At 56.7% G+C, this 21,423-nt stretch carries 20 protein-coding genes and 1 pseudogene; 14 read left to right on the plus strand and 7 right to left on the minus strand.

The window, feature by feature from the left end:
• The 3 genes from RI563_RS07630 to RI563_RS07640 all read left to right on the plus strand — a co-directional run.
• A partial coding sequence (locus RI563_RS07630; RefSeq protein ID WP_310693773.1) for a DUF4401 domain-containing protein occupies positions 1-446 on the plus strand: 446 nt, incomplete at its 5' end.
• Positions 436-972 carry a GDYXXLXY domain-containing protein gene (locus RI563_RS07635; RefSeq protein ID WP_310693774.1) on the plus strand — a complete coding sequence of 179 codons (537 nt, stop codon included), beginning with the start codon at positions 436-438 and terminating at the stop codon, positions 970-972. The genes RI563_RS07630 and RI563_RS07635, both read left to right, overlap by 11 nt.
• A gap of 221 nt (positions 973-1,193) precedes the next feature.
• Complete coding sequence (locus tag RI563_RS07640) at positions 1,194-4,103, plus strand: EAL domain-containing protein (RefSeq protein ID WP_310693775.1); 2,910 nt, start codon at positions 1,194-1,196, stop codon at positions 4,101-4,103.
• 188 nt (positions 4,104-4,291) lie between these two features.
• On the opposite strand, the gene RI563_RS07645 is transcribed toward RI563_RS07640, so the two are convergent.
• The gene (locus RI563_RS07645; protein WP_310693776.1) at positions 4,292-4,585 is read right to left on the minus strand and encodes an EscU/YscU/HrcU family type III secretion system export apparatus switch protein; all 294 of its coding nucleotides are present in this window, start codon (positions 4,583-4,585) and stop codon (positions 4,292-4,294) included.
• On the minus strand, positions 4,582-5,898 hold the full coding sequence (locus RI563_RS07650) for a flagellar hook-length control protein FliK (protein WP_310693792.1): 1,317 nt from the start codon (positions 5,896-5,898) through the stop codon (positions 4,582-4,584). Before RI563_RS07650 ends, RI563_RS07645 begins: the two co-directional genes overlap by 4 nt.
• 149 nt (positions 5,899-6,047) lie before the next feature.
• On the opposite strand from RI563_RS07650, the gene RI563_RS07655 reads away from it, so the two are divergent.
• Positions 6,048-6,929, plus strand: a complete 882-nt coding sequence (locus RI563_RS07655) for a pentapeptide repeat-containing protein (protein WP_310693777.1) — start codon at positions 6,048-6,050, stop codon at positions 6,927-6,929.
• 293 nt (positions 6,930-7,222) lie between these two features.
• Here RI563_RS07655 and RI563_RS07660 read toward each other — a convergent pair whose 3' ends face one another.
• The 3 genes from RI563_RS07660 to amrB form a co-directional block, all read right to left on the minus strand.
• On the minus strand, positions 7,223-7,735 hold the full coding sequence (locus RI563_RS07660; protein WP_310693778.1) for a hypothetical protein: 513 nt from the start codon (positions 7,733-7,735) through the stop codon (positions 7,223-7,225).
• Positions 7,736-7,963: 228 nt separating this feature from the next.
• Positions 7,964-8,515 (minus strand): AmmeMemoRadiSam system protein A, encoded by a 552-nt coding sequence (gene amrA / locus RI563_RS07665; RefSeq protein ID WP_310693779.1) that lies wholly within the window; start codon positions 8,513-8,515, stop codon positions 7,964-7,966.
• Positions 8,516-9,313 carry an AmmeMemoRadiSam system protein B gene (gene amrB / locus RI563_RS07670; protein ID WP_310693780.1) on the minus strand — a complete coding sequence of 266 codons (798 nt, stop codon included), beginning with the start codon at positions 9,311-9,313 and terminating at the stop codon, positions 8,516-8,518.
• A 91-nt stretch (positions 9,314-9,404) separates the two neighbouring features.
• Between amrB and RI563_RS07675 the strand changes: the two genes are divergently transcribed.
• The 8 genes from RI563_RS07675 to RI563_RS07710 all read left to right on the plus strand — a co-directional run bounded on the left by RI563_RS07675 (position 9,405) and on the right by RI563_RS07710 (position 18,457).
• Positions 9,405-10,139 carry a DUF481 domain-containing protein gene (locus RI563_RS07675; RefSeq protein WP_310693781.1) on the plus strand — a complete coding sequence of 245 codons (735 nt, stop codon included), beginning with the start codon at positions 9,405-9,407 and terminating at the stop codon, positions 10,137-10,139.
• Positions 10,140-10,177: 38 nt separating this feature from the next.
• Positions 10,178-10,729, plus strand: coding sequence for a molybdopterin adenylyltransferase (gene mog, locus RI563_RS07680; RefSeq protein ID WP_310693782.1), 552 nt, complete (start codon positions 10,178-10,180; stop codon positions 10,727-10,729).
• A gap of 5 nt (positions 10,730-10,734) precedes the next feature.
• A complete protein-coding gene (gene prmB, locus RI563_RS07685) occupies positions 10,735-11,667 on the plus strand; it encodes a 50S ribosomal protein L3 N(5)-glutamine methyltransferase (RefSeq protein WP_310693783.1) in 933 nt (310 codons plus the stop codon).
• A 300-nt stretch (positions 11,668-11,967) separates the two neighbouring features.
• The gene (gene hemN / locus RI563_RS07690) at positions 11,968-13,347 is read left to right on the plus strand and encodes an oxygen-independent coproporphyrinogen III oxidase (protein WP_411293568.1); all 1,380 of its coding nucleotides are present in this window, start codon (positions 11,968-11,970) and stop codon (positions 13,345-13,347) included.
• A gap of 231 nt (positions 13,348-13,578) precedes the next feature.
• Positions 13,579-14,679, plus strand: coding sequence for a chorismate synthase (gene aroC / locus RI563_RS07695; RefSeq protein WP_310693785.1), 1,101 nt, complete (start codon positions 13,579-13,581; stop codon positions 14,677-14,679).
• 223 nt (positions 14,680-14,902) lie between these two features.
• Positions 14,903-16,066, plus strand: coding sequence for an MFS transporter (locus RI563_RS07700; protein WP_310693786.1), 1,164 nt, complete (start codon positions 14,903-14,905; stop codon positions 16,064-16,066).
• 89 nt (positions 16,067-16,155) lie between these two features.
• Positions 16,156-17,508 (plus strand): FAD-dependent oxidoreductase, encoded by a 1,353-nt coding sequence (locus tag RI563_RS07705; protein ID WP_310693787.1) that lies wholly within the window; start codon positions 16,156-16,158, stop codon positions 17,506-17,508.
• Between the two features lie 208 nt (positions 17,509-17,716).
• Positions 17,717-18,457, plus strand: a complete 741-nt coding sequence (locus RI563_RS07710; RefSeq protein WP_310693788.1) for a DUF3050 domain-containing protein — start codon at positions 17,717-17,719, stop codon at positions 18,455-18,457.
• Here the strand turns inward: RI563_RS07710 and RI563_RS07715 are convergent.
• Together RI563_RS07715 and RI563_RS07720 are read right to left on the minus strand one after the other, a co-directional pair.
• A complete protein-coding gene (locus tag RI563_RS07715; RefSeq protein WP_310693789.1) occupies positions 18,448-18,780 on the minus strand; it encodes a BON domain-containing protein in 333 nt (110 codons plus the stop codon). The genes RI563_RS07710 and RI563_RS07715 overlap by 10 nt on opposite strands.
• A gap of 48 nt (positions 18,781-18,828) precedes the next feature.
• Positions 18,829-19,713, minus strand: a complete 885-nt coding sequence (locus RI563_RS07720) for a LysR family transcriptional regulator (RefSeq protein WP_310693790.1) — start codon at positions 19,711-19,713, stop codon at positions 18,829-18,831.
• Positions 19,714-19,808: 95 nt separating this feature from the next.
• Here RI563_RS07720 and leuC point away from each other — a divergent pair, with 95 nt between their 5' ends.
• Positions 19,809-21,206 carry a 3-isopropylmalate dehydratase large subunit gene (gene leuC / locus RI563_RS07725; RefSeq protein ID WP_310693791.1) on the plus strand — a complete coding sequence of 466 codons (1,398 nt, stop codon included), beginning with the start codon at positions 19,809-19,811 and terminating at the stop codon, positions 21,204-21,206.
• Positions 21,207-21,280: 74 nt separating this feature from the next.
• A pseudogene (locus tag RI563_RS07730) lies at positions 21,281-21,423 on the plus strand (3-isopropylmalate dehydratase small subunit); the annotation flags it as partial.

The following is a 21,423-nucleotide window of genomic DNA, read 5'->3' on the forward strand; positions in this document are numbered from 1 at the left end:
TGTTTCAGGCTCGCGGTACGGGCTGGCGGTTAGAGCCTTATGAAATCGAGTCATGGCTGCAACCGTGGATGGCCGAACTGTTGACCGTGGCGGTGATGGTGTATGTGGTGTGGCGCTTGCTGCAACGCGCTCATCATCACAGCGGCGATCGTTTCAGCTTGCTGGTTCTGGGTGCAACGTTATTGATCGCACTGCTCTCGCTGGAAGCACCGGGGTTGACGTCGGCGCTGGTGATCCTGTTGCTGGGCTTCGCTGTGGGCAACCGGGTCTTACTGGGGCTGGGGATCGCCGCGCTGCTGTTCTTTGTCTCTTCTTATTATTATTTGCTGGATACCACCTTGCTGGTCAAGGCGGTGCATTTGCTGGTTATTGGTGTGACATTGCTGGTGCTGCGCTGGCTGGCCATGCGCTACCTGTTCGGCAGGGGAGCGATCGATGCCGCTTAACGTTAAAGTAACCCTGGTGACGTTAGTCGTGGCGCTGTTGGTGGTGAACATATCGATTTATGACAAGGAGCAACATCTGGCCCACGGGCAGGTGGTGTATCTGGAACTGGCGCCGGTCGATCCGCGTTCGCTGATGCAGGGCGATTACATGGCCTTGCGTTTTCAACTCCAGCAAAAAGTCTACCAGGCATTACCTAAAACCGTACCAGATGAATCCCGGCCCTGGCGTCAGGCGATCACCGTCGCCGACGGCCTTGCGGTGGTGAAGCTTGATGAGCGCAAGGTGGCCACATTTGAGGCCCTGTATGAGGACCAACCGCTGGCAGAGAATGAATTGCTGCTGCAATATCGGGTGCGCCATGGCCGGATAAAATTTGCCACCAACGCGTTTTACTTTCAGGAAGGTCATGCCGGGCTCTATCAGGATGCCCGTTATGGACGGTTTCGCGTCGATGAACAGGGTGAGTTGCTGCTGGTTGGTCTGAATGACGAAGCGTTGAACGTTCTGACATCGTTACCCGATTGATTTGAACGCCGGCCGACCGCGCGATTGGATGAATATCGGATAACTGATTATTCTTCCTCCGCCTGCTCACCCGTTTGCTTTTAATCAATTAATTTTCTAAGGTTTTTATCAGGATTGCCGATAATCGGAGTAATGGGGCTGTCTTCAGGCCCGTTAGCTGCATAATTAAACCGCAGAAAGGATTCCATGTTCGTTGAGCTCGACATCCCGAGGCTGTTGCCGTGAAGCCGGCCACACTGGGCTTGCGTGGGCGTTTGCTGCTGCTTGTCTTGCTGGCAGTGATTCCCGCGTTTGCGCTCATTGGCTATACGGCGCATCTGCAGCGCCAGCAAGTGGCGGCCGATGTGGAGGAGCAGGCCCTGGGCGTGGTGCGCAGCGCGGCCCGCGAACAACGCCAGCTGATCAGCATGACCCGGCAGCTGTTGATGAGCATGGCGCAACTGCCAGCGGTGGATCCCGCCAGCGACCGGCTCCATGCCTGCAGTGATATTCTGAGCATGTTGCGTAAACCCAATCCTTATTACACCAATTTTGGTGTCGCGGCCCCCGATGGCGAGATGTACTGCAGTGCCATACCGATGCACCGGCAGGTCAACATTACCGACCGCAGTTATTTCCAGCGCGCAATGCGAAGTCGGGATCTCGGGATTGGTGATTACCAGATTGGTCGACTGACCGGCGTGCCGGCAATCAATTTCGGCTACCCGGTAACCAATAGCAAAGGTAAGATTGTCTCGGTGGTGTTTGCGGCATTGAATCTCTCCTGGCTGGAGGAGATGGTTGGGGGTGTGGAATTGCCGGATGGTTCCAGTCTGATGGTGATTGATAATCTGGGGACTGTACTGGCTCGGTATCCGACGAACGGGCTGGCCGGGGAGTCTATTCGCGGTGATGCGCTGTTTATGGCCATCAAACAACAGGATACCGAGTCAGTCGTTACCTTGCACGAACGTCGGGGAAAACCGGTACTGCATGCTATTGCGCCGTTGCACTACAGCACGTCGGGGCGGATTTATATCAGTGTTGGCATTCCCGCCGATGTTGTTTATGCCAGGGTAAATCAGCACCTGTATCGCAACACGCTGTTACTGGCAATGGTAATGCTGCTGGTATTTGCCGCAGCGTGGTTCGGTAGCGATATACTCGTGTTACGCCGGATTCGTGCCCTGCAAAATGCCGCCCGAAAACTGGCCGCCGGCGATATGTCCTCGCGGACAGGATTACCGGAAGGCCCCGAGGAACTGGGACAGCTGGCCGGTACTTTCGATGAAATGGCCGGTGCCTTGCAACGTACCAATCGCGCTTTGCGGACGCTCAGTGCCGGTAACCACGCGGTAGTGCGTGCCACCGATGAACCCGGTTTGCTGCTCTCCCTGTGCGATAATATTGTCACCTTTGGAGGATATCGCGCTGCCTGGGTGGGATATCGCGATGAACAGGTTCCAGGACAACTGCATCTCAAGGCGCTGGCGCCCCGCGAGAATGATGTCCCGATCGAAAAGGACCCTCTGGTACTGTTCGATTCACAGACACAGAACCATCCCGTGCAAGAGGTGTTCGCCAACGGTGAAGTTTTCGTCAGTCGTGACGTGGCGGCCGATCCGCTGATGGAACCCTGGCGTGTAGCAGCCAAACGGTATGGGATCAAGGCGCTTGCTCTGCTTCCCTTACAGGTCAATCACCGGATCATTGGTATGTTGGCAATTTTCTCCGCCGATGCGGAGGCCTTCGATGTCACCGAAATTGCCCTGCTGGAAGAAGCGGCTGAAGATCTTTCCTATGGTATACGGGCTCTGCGGACCATGGAGGCTCACGAGCAGGCCCACGCCACGATTTCGCATATGGCCTATTATGATGCACTGACCGATCTGCCCAATCACACCCAGTTCGACGAAAAATTACAGGAACGGATTGAGCACGCCAGTTCCGCCGTGGTGTTGTTTGTCGATCTGAACCGGTTTCGTGAGATCAACGAGGCGCTGGGTTTTCATCGCGGCGATACGCTGTTGCGCGATGTCGGAGTTCGCATCAGTCGTTGTCTGGCTGATGATATATTGCTGGCCCGTATGCGCGGTAACGAGTTCGCTATATTGATACCGGGTGATAACTCGCGAGTCGTGGATAAGACAGTCAAGGATATTCTGTCTGCCATGGATAACCCATTCGAAGTCGATGATCTTACACTCGATGTCAGCATCACGATCGGGGTTGTTCGTTACCCCGAACACGGGGATGACGTGCCGGTATTGATCCGTCGGGCCGAGTCGGCCGTGCGTCAGGCTCGCAAGGATGGAGAAAGTGTCGCCGAGTATCGATCGGAAAATGAAGAGCTGGGTCAACGTCGCCTCACTTTGGCGAGCGAATTGCGTCGTGCTATTGAACACGATGAACTGGTTCTGCATTACCATCCCAAGATCGAAATGAAAACCGAATACCTGTGGGGTGTCGAAGCACTGCTCCGCTGGCGTCATCCTGAATGGGGCCTGATCCCACCGGATCAGTTCATTCCACTGGCAGAAGAAACCGGTTTGATCAAGCCGCTGACCGACTGGGTGCTGGAAAATGCGATGTGTCAGTCCACCCGCTGGCGTCACAATGGAATGCAAGTACCCATTTCGGTTAACCTTTCGGCTCGTAATCTGCATGATAGGCACTTGACGCAGAAAATCGAACACATGCTGTATATCTGCGATACGGATGTTTCCCTGGTTAATCTGGAGTTGACTGAAAGCGCGTTGATGATGAATCCGGAAAAGTCGCTGGAAACATTGAATAAACTCAACGAACGGGGTTTTGCCCTGTTTATTGACGATTTCGGTACCGGTTATTCATCATTAAGTTATTTGCAGAAGATGCCGGTCAGTGCTCTCAAGATCGACAAAAGTTTTGTCCAGGCCATGCTCTCCAGTCCCGAGTCGCTGACCATTGTCAGTTCGACTATTGCTATGGCCCATGATCTCGGGTTGTTGGTGGTGGCTGAAGGGGTGGAAACGGCAGCCGAATGGCAACATCTGCAGTTGCTGGAGTGTGATGTGGCTCAGGGTTATTACATCAGCAAGCCCCTGCCGATAGAGGAGTTCGAACTCTGGTTGGCGCAAAGCCCTTATGGTCGGGATAGGAGTGGAAACTGAAGAGAAACCATGACGTGGTTTGCACTTTGGCAGCGACTAAATATCATGTCTTGAAAATAAAAAATAATCATGCGACGGGTTTAACGGTGGAGGCCTGTTACAGGCAGGGCTGAATTATCGACAACGGCACGCAAAACACTTTCTGGAAAGCCTCGACACGGCTTCGGGCTTCCGGTCCTGATTCCGCTTTACTCCTGTTCCCGGTTTTTCGGTGTTTTACCGCGTAACATATAGGCAAAGGCGATCACCTCGGCGACCGCCAGATAAAGGGCGTGCGGGATCTCTTCCCCCAGTTCCAGGCGGGATAACAGTTTAACCAGCTCCGGGTTGTCCTGAATCGGCACCTCATGCTGACGGGCAATATCGAGGATTTGTTGTGCCAGATCGCCGCCCCCTTTGGCGGTGACCGTCGGGGCGTTTTCACCGTCATAGTGCAGCGCGACGGCCAGTGGCAACGGTTGTTGTCCGGTTTGTTCACTCATACTTTTTCATCCAGCAGGGAACTGCCTGTCACGGTGTGAGCGGGAGGCGGATCGTCGATACCATTGGCACATTCCAGCCGGCCGACGTCGAGTCCCGCACCATGCAGGCGGCTGCGCAGTTGATCCAGTGCATTGTCGAACAGACTGCGGGTTTGTTCTTCCTGCATCTGGAACCGGGCCGAGACGGTTTGTCCGATCAGGGTGAGATTGACCCGCACCGGTCCCAGCCCCTCCAGATCGAAGGCCAGACTCACGTTCCAGGGACGCTGGTAATCGCCGTCGCCCTCGTCGGACTCTTCCTGACGTATACGCAGATCGAACAGATCGATTCCCTCCTGGGAGCGAATCGGCAGTTCCATGGCCCACATGGGGCGTCCCGCCTGTTCGGCCTGCAGGCTGTGGAGCTGGTGCAGTTGCATGCGGCCCAGCCCCCCCTCGACCTGGCGCAGTAATTCACCCAATCCCTGATCCTGGCTGGTCAGACCCTGCAGGGTCGGGGGCTGAGGCGGCTGGGGTTGCGGGGTTTGCGGACGGGGCGCGCCGCTCTGGGCGGCGGTACGGGCGGCATCCGCCGCCGCTCCGGACGAGGCGGGCAGGGCGGTCTGCGGCATCGGGTTGTTGCCCGGGGGAGTGGCGGGCGCCGGACGCGACGGGGTCTGGGCCAGTTGCTGGCGAATCTGATCGGCCAGTCGCAGCAGCGCGCCTTGCAGGGTTTTCTCCGGCGGCGGGGCGGCCTGGCCCCGGATGAGCTGGCCCAGCTGGTGGTGCAGGAAGGGACCGGTGCGCTCCAGGGCCTGTTGCAGGCTCTCCCCCCGGCTTGCCTGACGCACATCCGGTAGCAGTTGGTGGAGCTCCCAGGCCATTTTGCGAATCGGCGCCGGGAGAGGCGGATGTTGCTGGGGCTCGCGGGCGACCGATTTCAGGTTGGCCAGCAGCGGTGGCAGGGGCGTTTGACGCCCCATATCCTGGCGCAGGGTCTGTTGCAGCAGGCCCTGTTCTCCGCCGGTAACCGGCCGGGGGGCGGGGGCAACCAGCTTCATCGCCGGTTGCGGCGTGAGCTGTTCAACCTGCAGCGTCAGTTTCTGACCCGGTAAAAATGCGAACTCAGGCCGGTTTTTGACCAGGACCGGCTGGCCCTGGACGTCCAGCAGCAGATTATTGCTATCCTGACGGACTACCAGCGCATTCAACAGCTGACCGTTCTGCCAGTTGATACGGGCGGCCTGCAGGGCCCCTTCGCCCGCACGAGTGGCCAACTGGCGAAGTTCGCTCAGATTGATTGCGGGAAAATTGCCCGGACCTTTAATTTCCATCACGTTTTGGCCGATATAATAAAGAACAATAGATCGCTTGCGGGCTCGATGCCCGGCAAGTCCTATGGATACTTAACGGATAAAAGTCGCCACTCTTTACCCTGGTAGATAAAATGCGCTGCCTTTAACCCGGCACGCCGAGCATAATTATGACAAAACAGGCACCGTTATTTGTAAAACTCAAACAGGATAACCGGATCAAGGGACCCTTCCCGGTGGGCCAGATTGCCCAGTCATTGTTGCTGGGGCGCTTCAGCCTGGATGATCAGGTGAGCGAAGACAGGCAGACCTGGCAGCCGATTCGTCGGCGACCGGATCTGATCCCGGAGGTACTCAAATCCGACCCCGGCGACGAAATGGCCCAGGAACGGTTACAGGCGGCCCGCCGCTGGGCCGATGAACGTCGCCCCCAGCATCACTCACCTGCCAACGAGCAGGATCAACGCGATCCCGAACCCTACGAGACGCTGGAATACCGTCATCACCGCGAAGATGTCATGCGCGATATCAATCCCGAGCGGAAATTTTCGCTGGTGCATCTGATACTCATCATGGGCCTGGCTGCGGGGCTGATTGCGCTCGGTTTCATTTATGGCCCCCAACCCGGCCCGGGCGATCCCGATTGTAACGCCCCCCCCGCACCCGGGGTTAACTGGCGTAACTGTCGGATGATCGGGCTCAATGCCATTCGGGAAAATCTGGATGAAGCGCAGTTGAACAATGCCGCGCTGGGCGGGGCCAATCTGTTTGCCAGCAGTTTGCGTCGGGCCGATCTGCGTTATGTGGATCTGAGCCTGGCTAATCTCAGCTATGCGGATCTGGAACAGGCCAATCTCAAGGGGGCCGGGTTACAGAACGCCGATCTGACCGATGCCAGTTTGAGCAACGCGAATCTGTCCTATGCCAATCTCAGGGGCGCCACACTCGACGGCGCGGATCTCACCGGCGCCAGGCTGGACCATGCGATCTGGATCGACGGGCGCACCTGTATTGCCGGTTCCATCGGTGAATGCCAGACCGTTTCCCGTTAAGTGCTATTACGCTGTATGCAGTATGATTAGCGTGCCGGTTTGTTTTGGTGGTTCAAACGGTAACACCAAATCTATTGATAATTAAATGCCCTGCTTTTCAGTGCTGTCTGATCTGTTCGGTGGTTATACCTGTCTGGGCCTGGCGTAAAGTAGAGGGAAAGCTTATCTCTCGCAGAGACGCCAGGGCGCAAAGAAATCTGATATTGCCCATTTTCAGCGCGCTCTGCGTCTTTGCGTGAGTATGATAGCCATGTAGTTGGTATTTTGTTCTCTTCGGTGCGATCGACAGTTATTCAGTATCGTGCAGCCAGCTTCAGCGGGGAGCTTGAGGAGGGGGTTGTCAATGGAGCATGGATCCGGGCAGGTTCAGTGCGGACGAACAGGTCGGGATCAAAATCCTCTCTGACGGCAATATTCAGAATAACCATTTCATAGAGCCAGTAAATCATGCCGCTTTCTTCCACCCGGTATCGCCATTGATAACGATACTGGTTCCAGGGAGCGGACAGAGGGCCAAGTGGTATCAGCGCCGTATCATTGTCGTAGGCCAGTTCGTTGCGCGCCCTGTCGATGTGAAACCGGTCGATTATGAACAACGGATTCGAATCCTGGTGGTATTGCAGTCGGTTACCGAGCCGGTCCTCGCCGTGTTGATCGATAATGATATTCCCGGCATCCAGCGTCCGTGCCGGGGGAATTTTGACTGTATAACGATCCGCCAGGGCCGCGCGCCATTGTTCATCCTGCTCGCTACGCTGCCCCTTGTCCCATTGCCGATAAATGAGTTGTAACACCAACCGGTTCATAAGAGGCGACATCTCGCTATGGAATAAGTCATGCTGTCAGGTTGTCCTGTCTTGCGCTATGCAATGAGGTGTCGATTTTATCTGATCGCAATGGGCTAGATAAGCATGTTGAATACCCGCCCCTATGCAGGGGCCTGGATCAAGGAGCAACGCGACGGATCCCGATTTTGCCGGTTTCAGGTGGAACCGCTTCGCTTGTTCCACTCTACAGGAGGGAAAAACTTATATTCAGCTGAATTCCTCGACCGTATAGCGTGAAACTTTCAGTGTGTCGGACCAGTAGTCGGCCGGCAGGCCGGCCTTGAGTTTGAGATGTTGCCAGAATTGTTCGGGCTCGGGGAGGCTCTCCCAGACGGCGGGCAGGAAGGTTCCCCGGTGCCCCTTGTCTTCGAGTATCAGACCATCGACATGCGGACGCAGTTGCGCCAGCAGTTCCGACTCGCTGGTAAACTGCATGGGTTCGGCAGGGTTGAGCAGGGAAATATGATATTCGAGTTGTGGAAATTCGATGTCGTTCACCGGTGGGAAACGCGGATCACGAAATGCTGCAGCGTAGGCATTTTCCGCCACATCGACAATCAAGGGCCGCCACGCTTCGAGGCTCCCGATACAACCGCGTAGCTGTGCGTGTAAATTCAGGGTGATAAAACTGGCCCCCGGCTGTTGCAAACTTTCGTCATAGTCCTGCGCATTAACACTTAAAGGCCGGCCATGTTGCAAACCATGGTGGATTGACTGGCGGGCGATGGCCAGTAATTGTTGTCGCTGTGCGCTGTCCATTTACTGGATCAGGTAAGCGCCGTAACCGACGACCTGATCGCGCGGTCCGGCCGCATCACCGGAATTACGCAAATCCACTGTGCTGGCATGCAGGCCGTGTGCACGGGCGAATTGCAGTAGCCCGTTGACCGGGTTACGTCCGCAGGCGTCACCGTAACCGATGGATTCGGGGCGCAGGGCTTCGATGGCGCGGGAAGTGGCCGTGTCGAGTTGTTGGGCCGTGGCATAGTCATGGTAATGACTCAGGTCCGAACTGATCACAATCAGGGTCTGTTCATCCCAGAATTGTTCAATAACCTCACTGACCTCATGCGCATCGGCATCACCTACCACCAGCGGCACCAGCACAAAATCATCCAGCACCGACTGTAAAAAGGGCAATTGAACTTCAAGGCTGTGTTCCATGGCGTGGGCCTGATCCAGCTGTGTCACCTGTGGTAAGGTCTCAAGCCGCTCGAGGCTGGCGCGATCCAGCGGAATCTGGCCCAGCGGTGTGAGAAAATGGCTGGCGCTACTGGTCGCCAGGCCCCGGAAGGGAACCCGGTGCGAGGGACCGAGTAACAACACGCGTTTGTATCTGGCATGAGCCGGTCGCAGCCGTGCATAGGCGCTGGCGGCCACCGGGCCGGAATAGACATAACCGGCATGTGGCACGATGATGGCGCGCGGTACCGGTTGGTCGGCGTCGATTTGCTGGCCGGCCTGTTGCAGGAACTCCTCCAGCATGGGACGCAGGCGCTCGGCGTCCGCGGGATAAAACATGCCGGCGACAGCCGGTTGGCGAATTTGCGAGTTCATACTCTCACCATAGAGCCGCGGTCCCCGGGTTTCAAGATGACCTCGTGTTAAAAGTGGTAAATAATCAAGGCAGGTGATTATGGTTTCAAAAATGGCGATCGCACGCCGGTGCGGTCTGGGCGGTTTGCTGGTGGTATTGGGCATAGTCCCGTTGATGGCGGCGGAAGAGGCCGATGAGGCCTCAGCCAGTCAATGGGATGGGGCTGCCGAACTGGGCTTTATCATGAACCGGGGCAATACCGATTCCGACAGCCTGAATGCCCAGTTGCGGGTGGAAAACTCCCACCGCAAATGGCGTCACCGCGGCGAGGCCAAGGTGTTGCGCATCAGCGAGGAGGACACGACCACCGCGGAAAGTTACGAGGTGTCCGGACGCTCGGAGTACCTGCTGGATGACAATGATTATCTGTTTGGCACCCTGCGTTACGAGTCCGACGAATTTGCCGGCTACGATCAGCGCACGACCGAGGTGCTCGGTTACGGGCATCAGTTTCTTAAAAAAGAAAATATGCACCTCAAGGGTGAGTTCGGTGCCGGTGGCCGGCAGACCGAATTTGTCGACGGAACGGACGATAATGAAAGCATCGTGCGCGTCGGCCTCGATTATAAATGGCAGATCAGCAAAACCAGCTCTTTCAGTGAAGTGGTTTTCGTGGAACATGGCAGTAACAACACCTATACCGAATCGGTAACGGCATTGACTGCAAAAATCAATAATAGCCTGGCCATGAAGGTCAGCTATACCATCAAGAACAACAGTGATCCCCAGGCCGGTTTCGAAACCACGGATACCCGCACCGCCGTTACGCTGGTGTATGATTTTTAACTGCCCGGCAGTATCCGTCAAAAAGAGATGAAGCAAACATGACAGACAAGATTCGTATCGGCATCGTGACCGTTTCTGACCGCGCCAGTCGCGGCGAATACGAGGATCAGGGCGGGCCGGCCATCCGCGAATGGCTGGACAGGGCTCTGATCAATGAATGGGAGGTCGTTGCCCGCCTGGTTCCGGATGAACAGGATGAGGTCGAGACGGCATTGAAGGCACTGGCGGATGATGAGCAGTGTTGCCTGGTGGTGACGACCGGCGGGACCGGACCGGCACCGCGTGATATTACCCCCGAGGCAACCGAGGCGGTGTGCGACAAGGTGCTTGACGGTTTCGGCGAGCAGATGCGCGCCGTTTCGCTGCAGTATGTTCCCACCGCGATTCTGTCGCGTCAGATGGCGGGAATCCGTGGACGCAGCCTGTTAATCAACCTGCCGGGCAAGCCTTCGGCGATTGCCGATTGCCTGAATGCCGTGTTCCCGGCGGTGCCCTATTGTATCGATCTGATCGAAGGACCCTATCTGGAAACCGAAGAAGGCGTGGTTAAAGCGTTTCGTCCCAAACACGCTAAAAAACCGGCTGGCTGACCTCAATGAACAAGACCGAGTTCGAAGCAGCACTGATTCCGGCCGACAACCTGCACGAGCTGGTGCTGCAAAGCGAGTCGTTGCTTGAAGCGTCGGATATTTTTTTCGGTCACGGCACCGACAACGCGCTGGATGAAGCCGCGTATCTGGTCTCCTACAGCATGGGGCTGCCACCGGATTTTGGCGAGCAGGATCTGCAACGTCAGGCCACGGCGGGACAAAAACAGCAACTGGCGGATTTGCTGTGGCAACGGATCAGTACCCGCAAGCCAGCGGCTTACCTGACCCATGAAGCGTGGTTCGCCGGATTGAAGTTTTACGTGGACGAAAGGGTGTTGATCCCGCGCTCACCCTTTGCCGAACTGATTGCCGATCAATTCGAACCCTGGGTGGATGCCTCGAAGGTGCAGTGCGCGTTGGATTTGTGTACCGGCGGAGGCTGTATTGCCATTGCCATGGCTGAAGCCCTGCCGCAGGCCCGGATCGATGCCAGTGATGTCTCAGCCGGGGCGCTGGCCGTGGCCCGGATCAATGTTGATCAATACGACTTGATGGATCGGGTCGAACTGATCGAATCGGATCTATTCGCTGGCCTTGGCGGGCGTCGTTACGATTTGATCGTCAGCAACCCACCCTATGTGGATGCCGGGGATATGGCGGCCCTGCCGGATGAATACCGGCATGAGCCGGCCATGGGGCTGGCCGCCGGCACCGAGGGGCTCGATTTCGTCCTGCCAATGTTGCGTGAGGCGCCGCAGCACCTCAACCCGGGCGGGGTGTTGATCGTGGAGGTGGGTAACAGCGCCGAGGCGCTGGCCGACCTGTTGCCTGAGGTCCCGTTTACCTGGCTCGAATTCGAATTCGGCGGCCACGGCGTCTTTCTGCTCACCGCCGAACAACTGAACGAAGCTTCGGCGGCGATCAGGGCGTGCGTGTAGGCAGGGTGTGCTATGCACTGATCAACATCCAGTGAAAACGGTCTGAATTCTTCGCTGTTTGACCAGTTGACCAGCAGGGGTCGAGTGACGCGAACGAGGAAAAGCCTTTACCACGAAGACGCGAAGCCACGAAGGTTTAATGGATTTGTCACTTCGTGTTCTTCGTGCTTTCGTGGTGAGCTTCTTGTCCTTGATTTGAGTGGCGTCCAGGAATCATGAAATGAGCCGGATTTGATCCAGATCATAGTTTGAACCCGCCGAAAATGCCGATAATGTCGGCAATTTCCCGGGGGAATGACCATGTATGAGCTGGAATTCGATAAGGAGCTGATTCGCCGTTACGACAAGGCGGGACCGCGCTATACCTCTTATCCCACGGCGGTGCAATTTCATGAGGATTTTGGGCCAGAGGACTATCGTCGCCTGGCCACGCGGAGCAACCAGCAAGGCTGTTCCCTGTCACTCTATTTTCACCTGCCGTTTTGCAATACGGTCTGTTTCTACTGCGCCTGCAGCAAGGTCATTACCGCCAATCGTCGTCGCGCCGCCCCTTATCTGCAACGGTTACACCGCGAGATAGAGCTGCAGAGTGAATTGTTCGATACCACGCGTCCGGTCGAGCAGTTGCACTGGGGCGGCGGAACACCCACCTTCATCAGCCATGACGAAATGCGCGAGCTGATGGCCAAGACCCGTGAACATTTCCAGTTGCTGGATGATGATACGGGCGAGTATTCCATCGAGATCGATCCGCGTGAGGCCGATCGCGACACCATCGCTCTGTTACGCGAACTGGGGTTCAACCGCATCAGCCTGGGCGTGCAGGATTTCGACCCGGCGGTGCAAAAGGCGGTCAACCGTATTCAGTCCGAAGCCCAGATCGCCGAAGTGATGGAGGCCGTACGGGAGTACGGGTTCCGTTCCACCAGCTTTGATCTGATCTACGGGCTGCCGTTGCAGAGTGTTGAGAGTTTCAGCCGCACTCTGGATAAGGTGGTGGCCCTGGAACCGGAACGGTTGTCGATTTTTAACTACGCGCACCTGCCCGAGCTGTTCAAGCCGCAACGCCAGATCAACGCAGCGGACCTGCCCGGGCCCGATGAAAAACTGGCGATTCTCAAATACACCATCGAGAAGTTAACGGAGGCCGGTTACGTCTACATCGGTATGGATCACTTTGCCAGGCCCGATGATGAGCTCGCTATCGCCCAGCGCAACGGAACCCTGCATCGTAATTTTCAGGGGTATTCGACCCATGCCGACTGCGATCTGATCGCCATGGGGATGACGGCAATTGGCAAGGTGGGCGACAGTTACAGCCAGAACGTCAAGACGATGGATGAGTATTATGCGCGCATCGATCAGGATCAATTACCGATCTTTCGCGGGCTGGAACTGGATGCCGACGATTTGCTGCGCCGGGAGATCATCAATCAGCTGATCTGCCATTTCAGTCTCTCTTTCCCGGCACTGGAACTGGCTTTCGGGATTTCCGTGTCGGAGTACTTTGCCACCGAACTGGCGGAACTCAAGGCCATGCAGAATGACGGTTTGTTGCAACTCAACGAACGGGGCATCACCGTACTGGGGGCCGGCAAGCTGCTGATTCGCAACATCTGCATGGTGTTCGACAAATACCTGCGCCAGCAACAGACCCAGCGCTATTCCAAGGTCATTTAAATAATTCGACTCTCGCCAGGACACAGAGCTTGTAAAGTAGCAAAATCTGTTACCTGGCGGGCTCTGCACCCAAACAACTGGTATAAACGTCTCTGCGAGAGATAATTTGCATTCTTCCCGGTACAGGGGGGCGCCCAGTCCGGCCGACTCCGTGCCGGATTCTTCATCTGTCCCGCGCCGCCGAGTTCCATTACAATGGGTACTCCTGAACCCCATTGGAATGCGCGAAAAATGTCCGGTAACAGTTTCGGCAAGTTGTTCACCCTCACCAGTTTTGGCGAGAGCCACGGTCCGGCTATCGGCTGTGTCGTCGACGGCTGTCCGCCGGGACTGGCCCTGAGCGAAGCGGACCTGCAGCAGGATCTGGACCGTCGCAAGCCGGGCAAGACGCGTCATACCACCCAGCGGCGCGAGTCGGACGAGGTCCAGATCCTCTCCGGGGTTTTCGAAGGGCAGACAACCGGCACCCCGATCGGGCTGATTATTCACAATACCGATCAGCGCTCGAAGGATTACTCGAACATCATGCGCCAGTTTCGCCCGGGGCATGCCGACTATACCTATCAGCAGAAATACGGGATTCGTGATTATCGTGGCGGCGGACGCTCCTCGGCCCGCGAGACCGCCATGCGGGTGGCGGCCGGGGCGATTGCCAAAAAATATCTGCACGACCGGCTCGGTATCCGGATCCGCGGCTATATGAGCCAGCTGGGTCCGATCCGGGCCGAGGCATTTGACTGGGACGCCGTGGAAGCCAATCCGTTTTTCTTCCCCGATGCCGCGAAAGTCGCCGAGCTGGAAAGTTACATGGATGCCTTGCGCAAATCGGGCGATTCCATCGGCGCCCGCATCAATGTGGTGGCCGAGGGCGTCCCGCCGGGACTGGGTGAGCCGATTTTCGATCGTCTGGATGCTGATCTGGCACACGCCCTGATGAGCATCAACGCTGTTAAAGGGGTGGAGATCGGCGCGGGTTTTGCGGCCGTGGAACAGAAGGGCACTGAACATCGGGATGAGATGACACCGGAGGGTTTTTTGAGCAATCACGCCGGCGGGGTGCTCGGCGGCATCTCCAGCGGACAGCCCCTGGTTGCCAGCCTTGCTCTCAAACCCACCTCCAGCCTGCGCCTGCCGGGGCAGGGTATTGATATCGATGGCAATCCCATCGAGGTGATCACCACGGGGCGCCACGATCCCTGTGTCGGCATACGTGCCACGCCCATTGCCGAGGCGATGATGGCCATCGTGGTTATGGACCACCTGCTGCGCCATCGTGCCCAGAACGCGGACGTGCAATCCACCACACCGGTGATCCCGCCCATCGCCCGTTAACGGTGTCCGGGATCGTGGTGCAATCCGGATTGATACCGCCTGCCTTGAATGATAATGAGTGGGAATCACCGAACACACTACTGATAACACCAGGTTTCTCTCATTACAGAAATTGCTTTCTGTGTTGCCGATGCGTTCGGTGTCTTCAGTGGCCAATTGCCAGTCTGTGTTGCCGGGCATTAATGGCCTGTTTAACAGACCGTTCTGAAACCGGAGTTGAGGCATGACTGCGTCATCCAGAGCCCCATACTGGCGGTTATCCGCGTTTTATCTGTTTTATTTCGCCAGCCTTGGCGCCCTGGTACCGTACTGGGGGCTCTATCTCAAATCGCAGGGCTTCGATGCGCGCGCCATTGGCATATTGATGGCGATTATCATGGCAACCAAGATTATCTCGCCCAATATCTGGGGCTGGATTGCCGACCACACCGGCAAGCGCATGGGCATTGTCCAGCTTGGCAGTCTGCTCGCGGCACTGACGTTTGCCGGGGTCTATCTGGCGTCGGGGTTCTGGTGGCTTGCGCTGGTGATGGCCGTGTTCAGTTTCTTCTGGAATGCGGCCTTGCCCCAGTTCGAGGCGACGACCTTCAATCATCTGGCCGGGCAGATTCATCGTTACAGCTCTATTCGTCTCTGGGGATCGATCGGGTTCATCCTCTCCGTCTGGAGCGTCGGTTATACTTTGGAAGGGCAGGCGATTCAGTGGTTGCCACATGTATTGTTGTTTTTATTTGCGGCGATCTGGCTCAGCAGCATCGCGGTCCCCGAGGAAGCCGCCGGACATATGCCGCTGGATCATCAGCCACTGCGCCAGGTTCTGAGTAAACCGGCTGTGGCCGGTTTGCTGGTGACCTGCTTTTTGATGCAGGCCAGTCACGGCCCCTATTACACCTTCTACTCTATATATATGGAGGAGATGGGGTATGGGCTGAGCAAGATCGGGTTTCTCTGGGCATTGGCTGTACTGGCGGAAGTCGGCGCTTTTATGATTATGCATCGCCTGATGCCACGTTTTGGAGCGCGCCATTTGTTGATGCTGGCCCTGTCGCTGACGACCCTGCGCTGGATCCTGATCGCCCTGTTTCCCCAATGGGCTGCTGTTATGATCTTTGCGCAGTTATTACATGCGGCCAGTTACGGGGTTTACCATGCGGCGGCGATTCACTTGATTCACCAGTTCTTTATCGGCCGGCACCAGGGGAAGGGACAGGCGTTGTACAGCAGCCTTAGTTTCGGTGCCGGCGGCGCGGTGGGTAGTCTCTACAGTGGCTATTTGTATGATTTGGCGGGACCGCTGATGATGTACAGTATCGCCGCGGGGCTCAGCCTGGCTGGCATGCTGGTGGTTTACCGGTTTGTGTATTCGCCGGCCGGTGAGGCAGGCTGACCGGCTACGCGGATAAACAAACTGCGCCATCGGCCGATAAATCAAGAAGCGTTGTCTATAACCCGATATTAGAAGGTATTATCAGCCCGATGTTAACCCAGGCAAGAATTCATGATGGGCCGATTCATGATGTGCTCATTATTGGTGGTGGCATTTCCGGTGCCGCGCTGTTGTTTGAACTGGCCCGTTATACGGATCTTCGTGAACTGTGCCTGCTGGAAAAGCGTGACAGTATCGCCGATCTCAATTCACACGGCCGCAACAACAGCCAGACCCTGCACTGCGGGGATATCGAAACCAATTACAGTCTGGAGAAGGCTATCCAGGTCAAGGCTACCGCGGCCATGGTGGTCAATTACTGTCAGCGGGTACCGGAGCGTGACAGCCTGATTTTTAAATACCCAAAGATGGTGCTGGGCGTTGGTGCCGGCGAGTGTCATGAACTGCGTGAGCGTTATGAACGTTTTCGTGACTATTTCCCCGGCATGCAATTATTGGAACGCGAGCAGATTGCCGAAATTGAACCCCGGGTGGCCATCGAACGAGAGCAGGAGATCGTGGCGCTGGCCGTGCTCGATGAGTATACCGCTGTAGACTTTCATGCCCTCGCCAATAGTTTTATTCACCAGGCCCGGCAGGAGCGCAACAAACAGGTGGATGTGCACCTGTCTACGTATGTGCAATCGATTCACAAAATGGAAGACCATTACGAAGTAGTGACCAGTCGGGGAACCTACCGCGCCCGTTTTGTCGTCGTTTCCGCCGGCGCGCACAGCCTGCTTTATGCCCAGAAACTGGGCTATGGTCTGAATTATTCCTGCCTGCCGATGGCGGGCAGTTTTTATTACACACCCGGGATTCTCAACGGCAAAGTGTATACCGTGCAGAAAAAGAATCTGCCCTTTGCGGCGATTCACGGCGATCCCGATGTGCTGGTGCCGAATAAAACCCGTTTTGGTCCTACAGCACTGATGCTTCCGATGCTGGAGCGCTACAACCTGCGCACGGTCGGTGAGTTCCTGCGGGTTTTTCGCCCCGATTGGCGCGTGCTGAAGGTTTTCTGGGACCTGTTCCGGGTGAGCGAGATTCGCAATTACATGTTCAAGAACGTTCTGTTTGAAATCCCCTTTATCCGGCGCTTGTTGTTCCTGCGCGATGCACGCAAGATCGTGCCGGATATGAAGCTCAAGGAGCTGGAGTTTGCGAAGGGCATCGGGGGAATACGCCCGATTATGATCGACAAACTGAATCGCCAGCTGCATCTGGGGGAGGCGAAGATTAATCCGGGTAAAGGCATTATTTTCAATATGACGCCATCCCCTGGCGCTACCAGTTGCCTCGGCAACGCGCAAAAGGATATGCAGATTATTGCCGATTATCTGGGATGTCAGATCGATACCAAACGGTTCGAATCCGAATTGCTCTCGGATAAATCCGAATAGCTGCTCTGTATGCCATGTCACTTTCACTCTCGGGGGGTGGGTGAAAGGTTTCTCCTCCGTACACCTTTAAATGCAATGGGATACTGCTTCAGCCGAACCGTTCAAAGGTTGTTTTGCGTCAAACGATTGCGGACAATAGGCCACTCTTTCAGAGCCTGTCAGGCTTGTCTGTGATTACCAAAACTTACCCGTTCAGGTTGTAGAGAAGATGAAATCCGCGGTTGATATGACGTTACAGCTGGAGCAACTTCAGCACACGCTTTGTGAACATCCCCTTTATCAGGTGCTTGATGATCCCCGGGCTGTTCCTGTTTTTATGCAGCATCATGTTTTTGCTGTGTGGGATTTTATGTCCCTGCTCAAGGCATTGCAGCGCGGGCTGACGTGTCTGGAGGTTCCCTGGCGACCGGTTAATACCTCGAAAGAACTGGTCCGATTTGTTAACGAGATCGTTCTGGGCGAAGAGAGTGATCTGGATCAGGAAGGAAACGCCTGCGATCACTTCACGCTGTACCTTCGGGCGATGGAGGAGCTGGGCGTGGATCAGAGCGCGGTCCGACAGTTTTTACACGATTTTGATTATCAGGTAATTCCTGCCGGTGCGCGTGAGTTTGTGCAGATGAACCTGGATCTGGCCGCCAGTGGTGAACTGCACCGGATTGCTGCGGCATTTTTCTATGGTCGGGAAAAACTGATTCCGGAAATGTTCGAGAGGATTCTCAATGGTCTGGGGGAGCGCAAACAGGAATGCCCGACACTGGTCTATTATCTGGAACGCCATATCGAACTGGACGGGGAAGAGCATTCGCATCTGGCGCAAAAGTGTCTGGAAGTGCTCTGCGCCGACGACTCACGCCGGCTCGAGGAGGCGTATGAGACGGCGGCAATAAGTCTTGAGCAGCGTCGCCGGCTCTGGGATGCGACACTCGAGCAGTACCGTCAATCCTGACTTACTGTCAGTCGGGCATTGACCTGTTTGACACCGGGCGTGTTATTGCACAGGGTGATGATGCGTTGACGAGTCGACTTGTCGGCAACCCGGCCATGCAGCGTTACGATTCCCTGTTTTGTGCTCACGTAAATTTGATTGGCGTTAATGTCGGGCTCATTGATCAACCGGGAGCGAATCACCGCACTGATACGGGTGTCGGAATGGCCGTCACGGTTGTCATTGAAACCGTAATTGCCACTGTCACGGCCGGCGCCGGTGGCGGCCAGCGTACCACAGGCGGCGATCTGGCTGAGTAACGAGAACAATAGAAAAAGTGTCAATGCATGGTGCACAGTTAGTACCCGGTGGGTGATTGGCCGGTGTCCAGTTTAACCCGGTTTGACAGTTCGTCGCAGGCAGTCGAGCATCGCACTGGCGGCGTTACTTAATGTTCGGCCCGCGTGCCAGACCACACCAAGCTCACGGGCCAGCTGTAATTTCGGCAAGTGCAAACAGGTCAGCTCTTCATCCAGCAGCGTTTGCGGCAGCACGCTCCAGCCCAGGCCGATACCGACCATCATTTTGATGGTCTCCAGATTGTTGGTCGCCAGTTTGACCTGCAGAGGCATCGGGCTCTGCAAATCGGTAAACGCCTGTTCCACCAGCATTCGGGTAAAGGTGCCGCGCATAGGCAAAATGGCCGGCCATTCCAGCAGTTTTTTCGGGGTCAGGGATCTTTCCCGGGTCAGGGGATGGTCAGGGCCAACTACGATATGCAAAGGGTCAGACCAGACGGCCTGAAATTTCAGTTCCGCCGGCGGGGTCAGCGGCAGGGTCACTACGCCCAGCTCGCTGTCGCCGTGTAACACTGTCTGGCAGGCCTGTTCTGATTCCATGAATTGCAGATCCAGCTCCACCTGCGGATAGTCGCCGCTGTAGCGACGCAGCACCGGGGGCAGGCGATGCAGGCCGATATGGTGGCTGGTCACCATACTCAATTGGCCGCCCACCTGGCCGGAGAGATTGCGAATACTGCGGCGAGTGTCTTCCAGTTCCAGCAGAATATTCCGGGCCCGGGGTAGCAGGGCGTGACCGGTCTCGGTCAGCTGTACCTGGTGGCCGATGCGGTCGAACAGGGGATGGCCCAGCTCTGTCTCCAGCGCCGCGATGCGCTTGCTGATGGCCGGCTGGGTGAGAAACAGCTGGCCGGCGGCCCGGGAGAACGAGCGCTGTTCGGCGACGGCGACAAAGGCCTGGAGGTTGGTAAAGTCCATGAATAAAAGTTATTGATGATATGAAAATAATGAATTTGGGTAATAGTATAGAAGCAGGTTAAACTTTGTCCAATCCGGACACAGGAACAGGAACGATGAGCGCCAGGACTTTATACGACAAATTGTGGGATCGGCATGTGGTGCGCGATAACGGTGATGGCACCGCGCTGCTCTATATCGATCGGCATCTGATTCACGAGGTAACCTCACCCCAGGCCTTCGAAGGCCTGCGTCTGGCCAACCGCCAGCCGTGGCGAGTGGGGGCCAACCTGGCCACGCCGGATCACAATGTGCCCACCACTGATCGCCGCGGCGGCATCGCCGATCCGGTCTCGCGCCTGCAGGTGGAGACCCTGGATCAAAACTGCCAGACCTACCACATTACCGAATTTGCCATGGCCGATCCGCGCCAGGGCATTGTGCACGTGATCGGCCCGGAGCAGGGCGCGACCCTGCCGGGCATGACCGTGGTCTGTGGCGACAGCCATACCTCCACCCACGGCGCCTTCGGTGCGCTGGCCTTCGGCATCGGCACTTCCGAGGTGGAGCACGTGCTGGCCACCCAGTGTCTGGGGCAGCAGAAATCCAAAGCCATGTTGATCAGCGTGGACGGCAAGGCGCCGGTCGGGGTAACCGCCAAGGATATCGTGCTGGCGGTGATCGGCCGGATCGGCACCGCCGGCGGCACCGGTTACGCCATCGAATTCGGCGGCGAGGCGATCCGGGAGCTCTCCATGGAAGGGCGCATGACCCTGTGCAACATGGCCATCGAGGCCGGTGCCCGCGCCGGCATGGTGGCAGTGGATGACAAGACCATCGACTATATTAAAGGCCGGCCATTTGCTCCGCAGGGTGAACGCTGGGAGCAGGCCGTGGCCGACTGGCAGGATCTGCACAGCGATGCTGATGCCGCATTCGACAAGGTGGTGGAGCTGGATGCCTCCGTCCTGCAGCCGCAGGTCACCTGGGGCACCTCGCCGGAGATGGTGGTCGGGGTGAATGAAACAGTCCCGACACCGGAGTCGTTCCCCGAGCCGGTCAAGCAGGAAGGCGCGCGTGCCGCGCTCAAGTACATGGGGCTGGAAGGCGGCATGCCGATTCGCGAGATCAAACTGGACAAGATCTTCATCGGTTCCTGCACCAACTCGCGCATCGAGGATCTGCGCGCCGCCGCCGCCGTGGTCGACGGCCACAAGGTCGCGAAAAATATCAAGCTGGCGATGGTGGTGCCGGGTTCCGGGCTGGTCAAGCAACAGGCCGAGAACGAGGGGCTGGACAAGATCTTCCTCGAGGCCGGGTTTGAATGGCGCGAGCCGGGTTGTTCCATGTGCCTGGCGATGAACGCCGATCGGCTCGAGCCGGGCGAGCGTTGCGCCTCCACCTCGAACCGCAACTTCGAAGGCCGTCAGGGTGCCGGTGGTCGTACCCATCTGGTGAGTCCGGCGATGGCGGCAGCGGCGGCGATTGCGGGTCATTTTGCCGATATAGATTAGTAGTTATAACTTAAATTGAGTTCTCGGCGCAGAGACGCACCGTTTCCGCGTTGAGCCATAACAGGTAAAAAATTATGCAGGCATTTACACAACACACCGGTATCGTTGCACCCATGGATCGGCCCAATGTCGATACTGATGCGATTATTCCAAAACAGTTTTTGAAATCGATCAAGCGTACCGGTTTCGGTCCCAATGCCTTCGACGACTGGCGCTA

The sequence above is a fragment of the Thiohalophilus sp. genome, from assembly GCF_031581315.1.
Taxonomy (GTDB): domain Bacteria; phylum Pseudomonadota; class Gammaproteobacteria; order UBA6429; family Thiohalophilaceae; genus Thiohalophilus.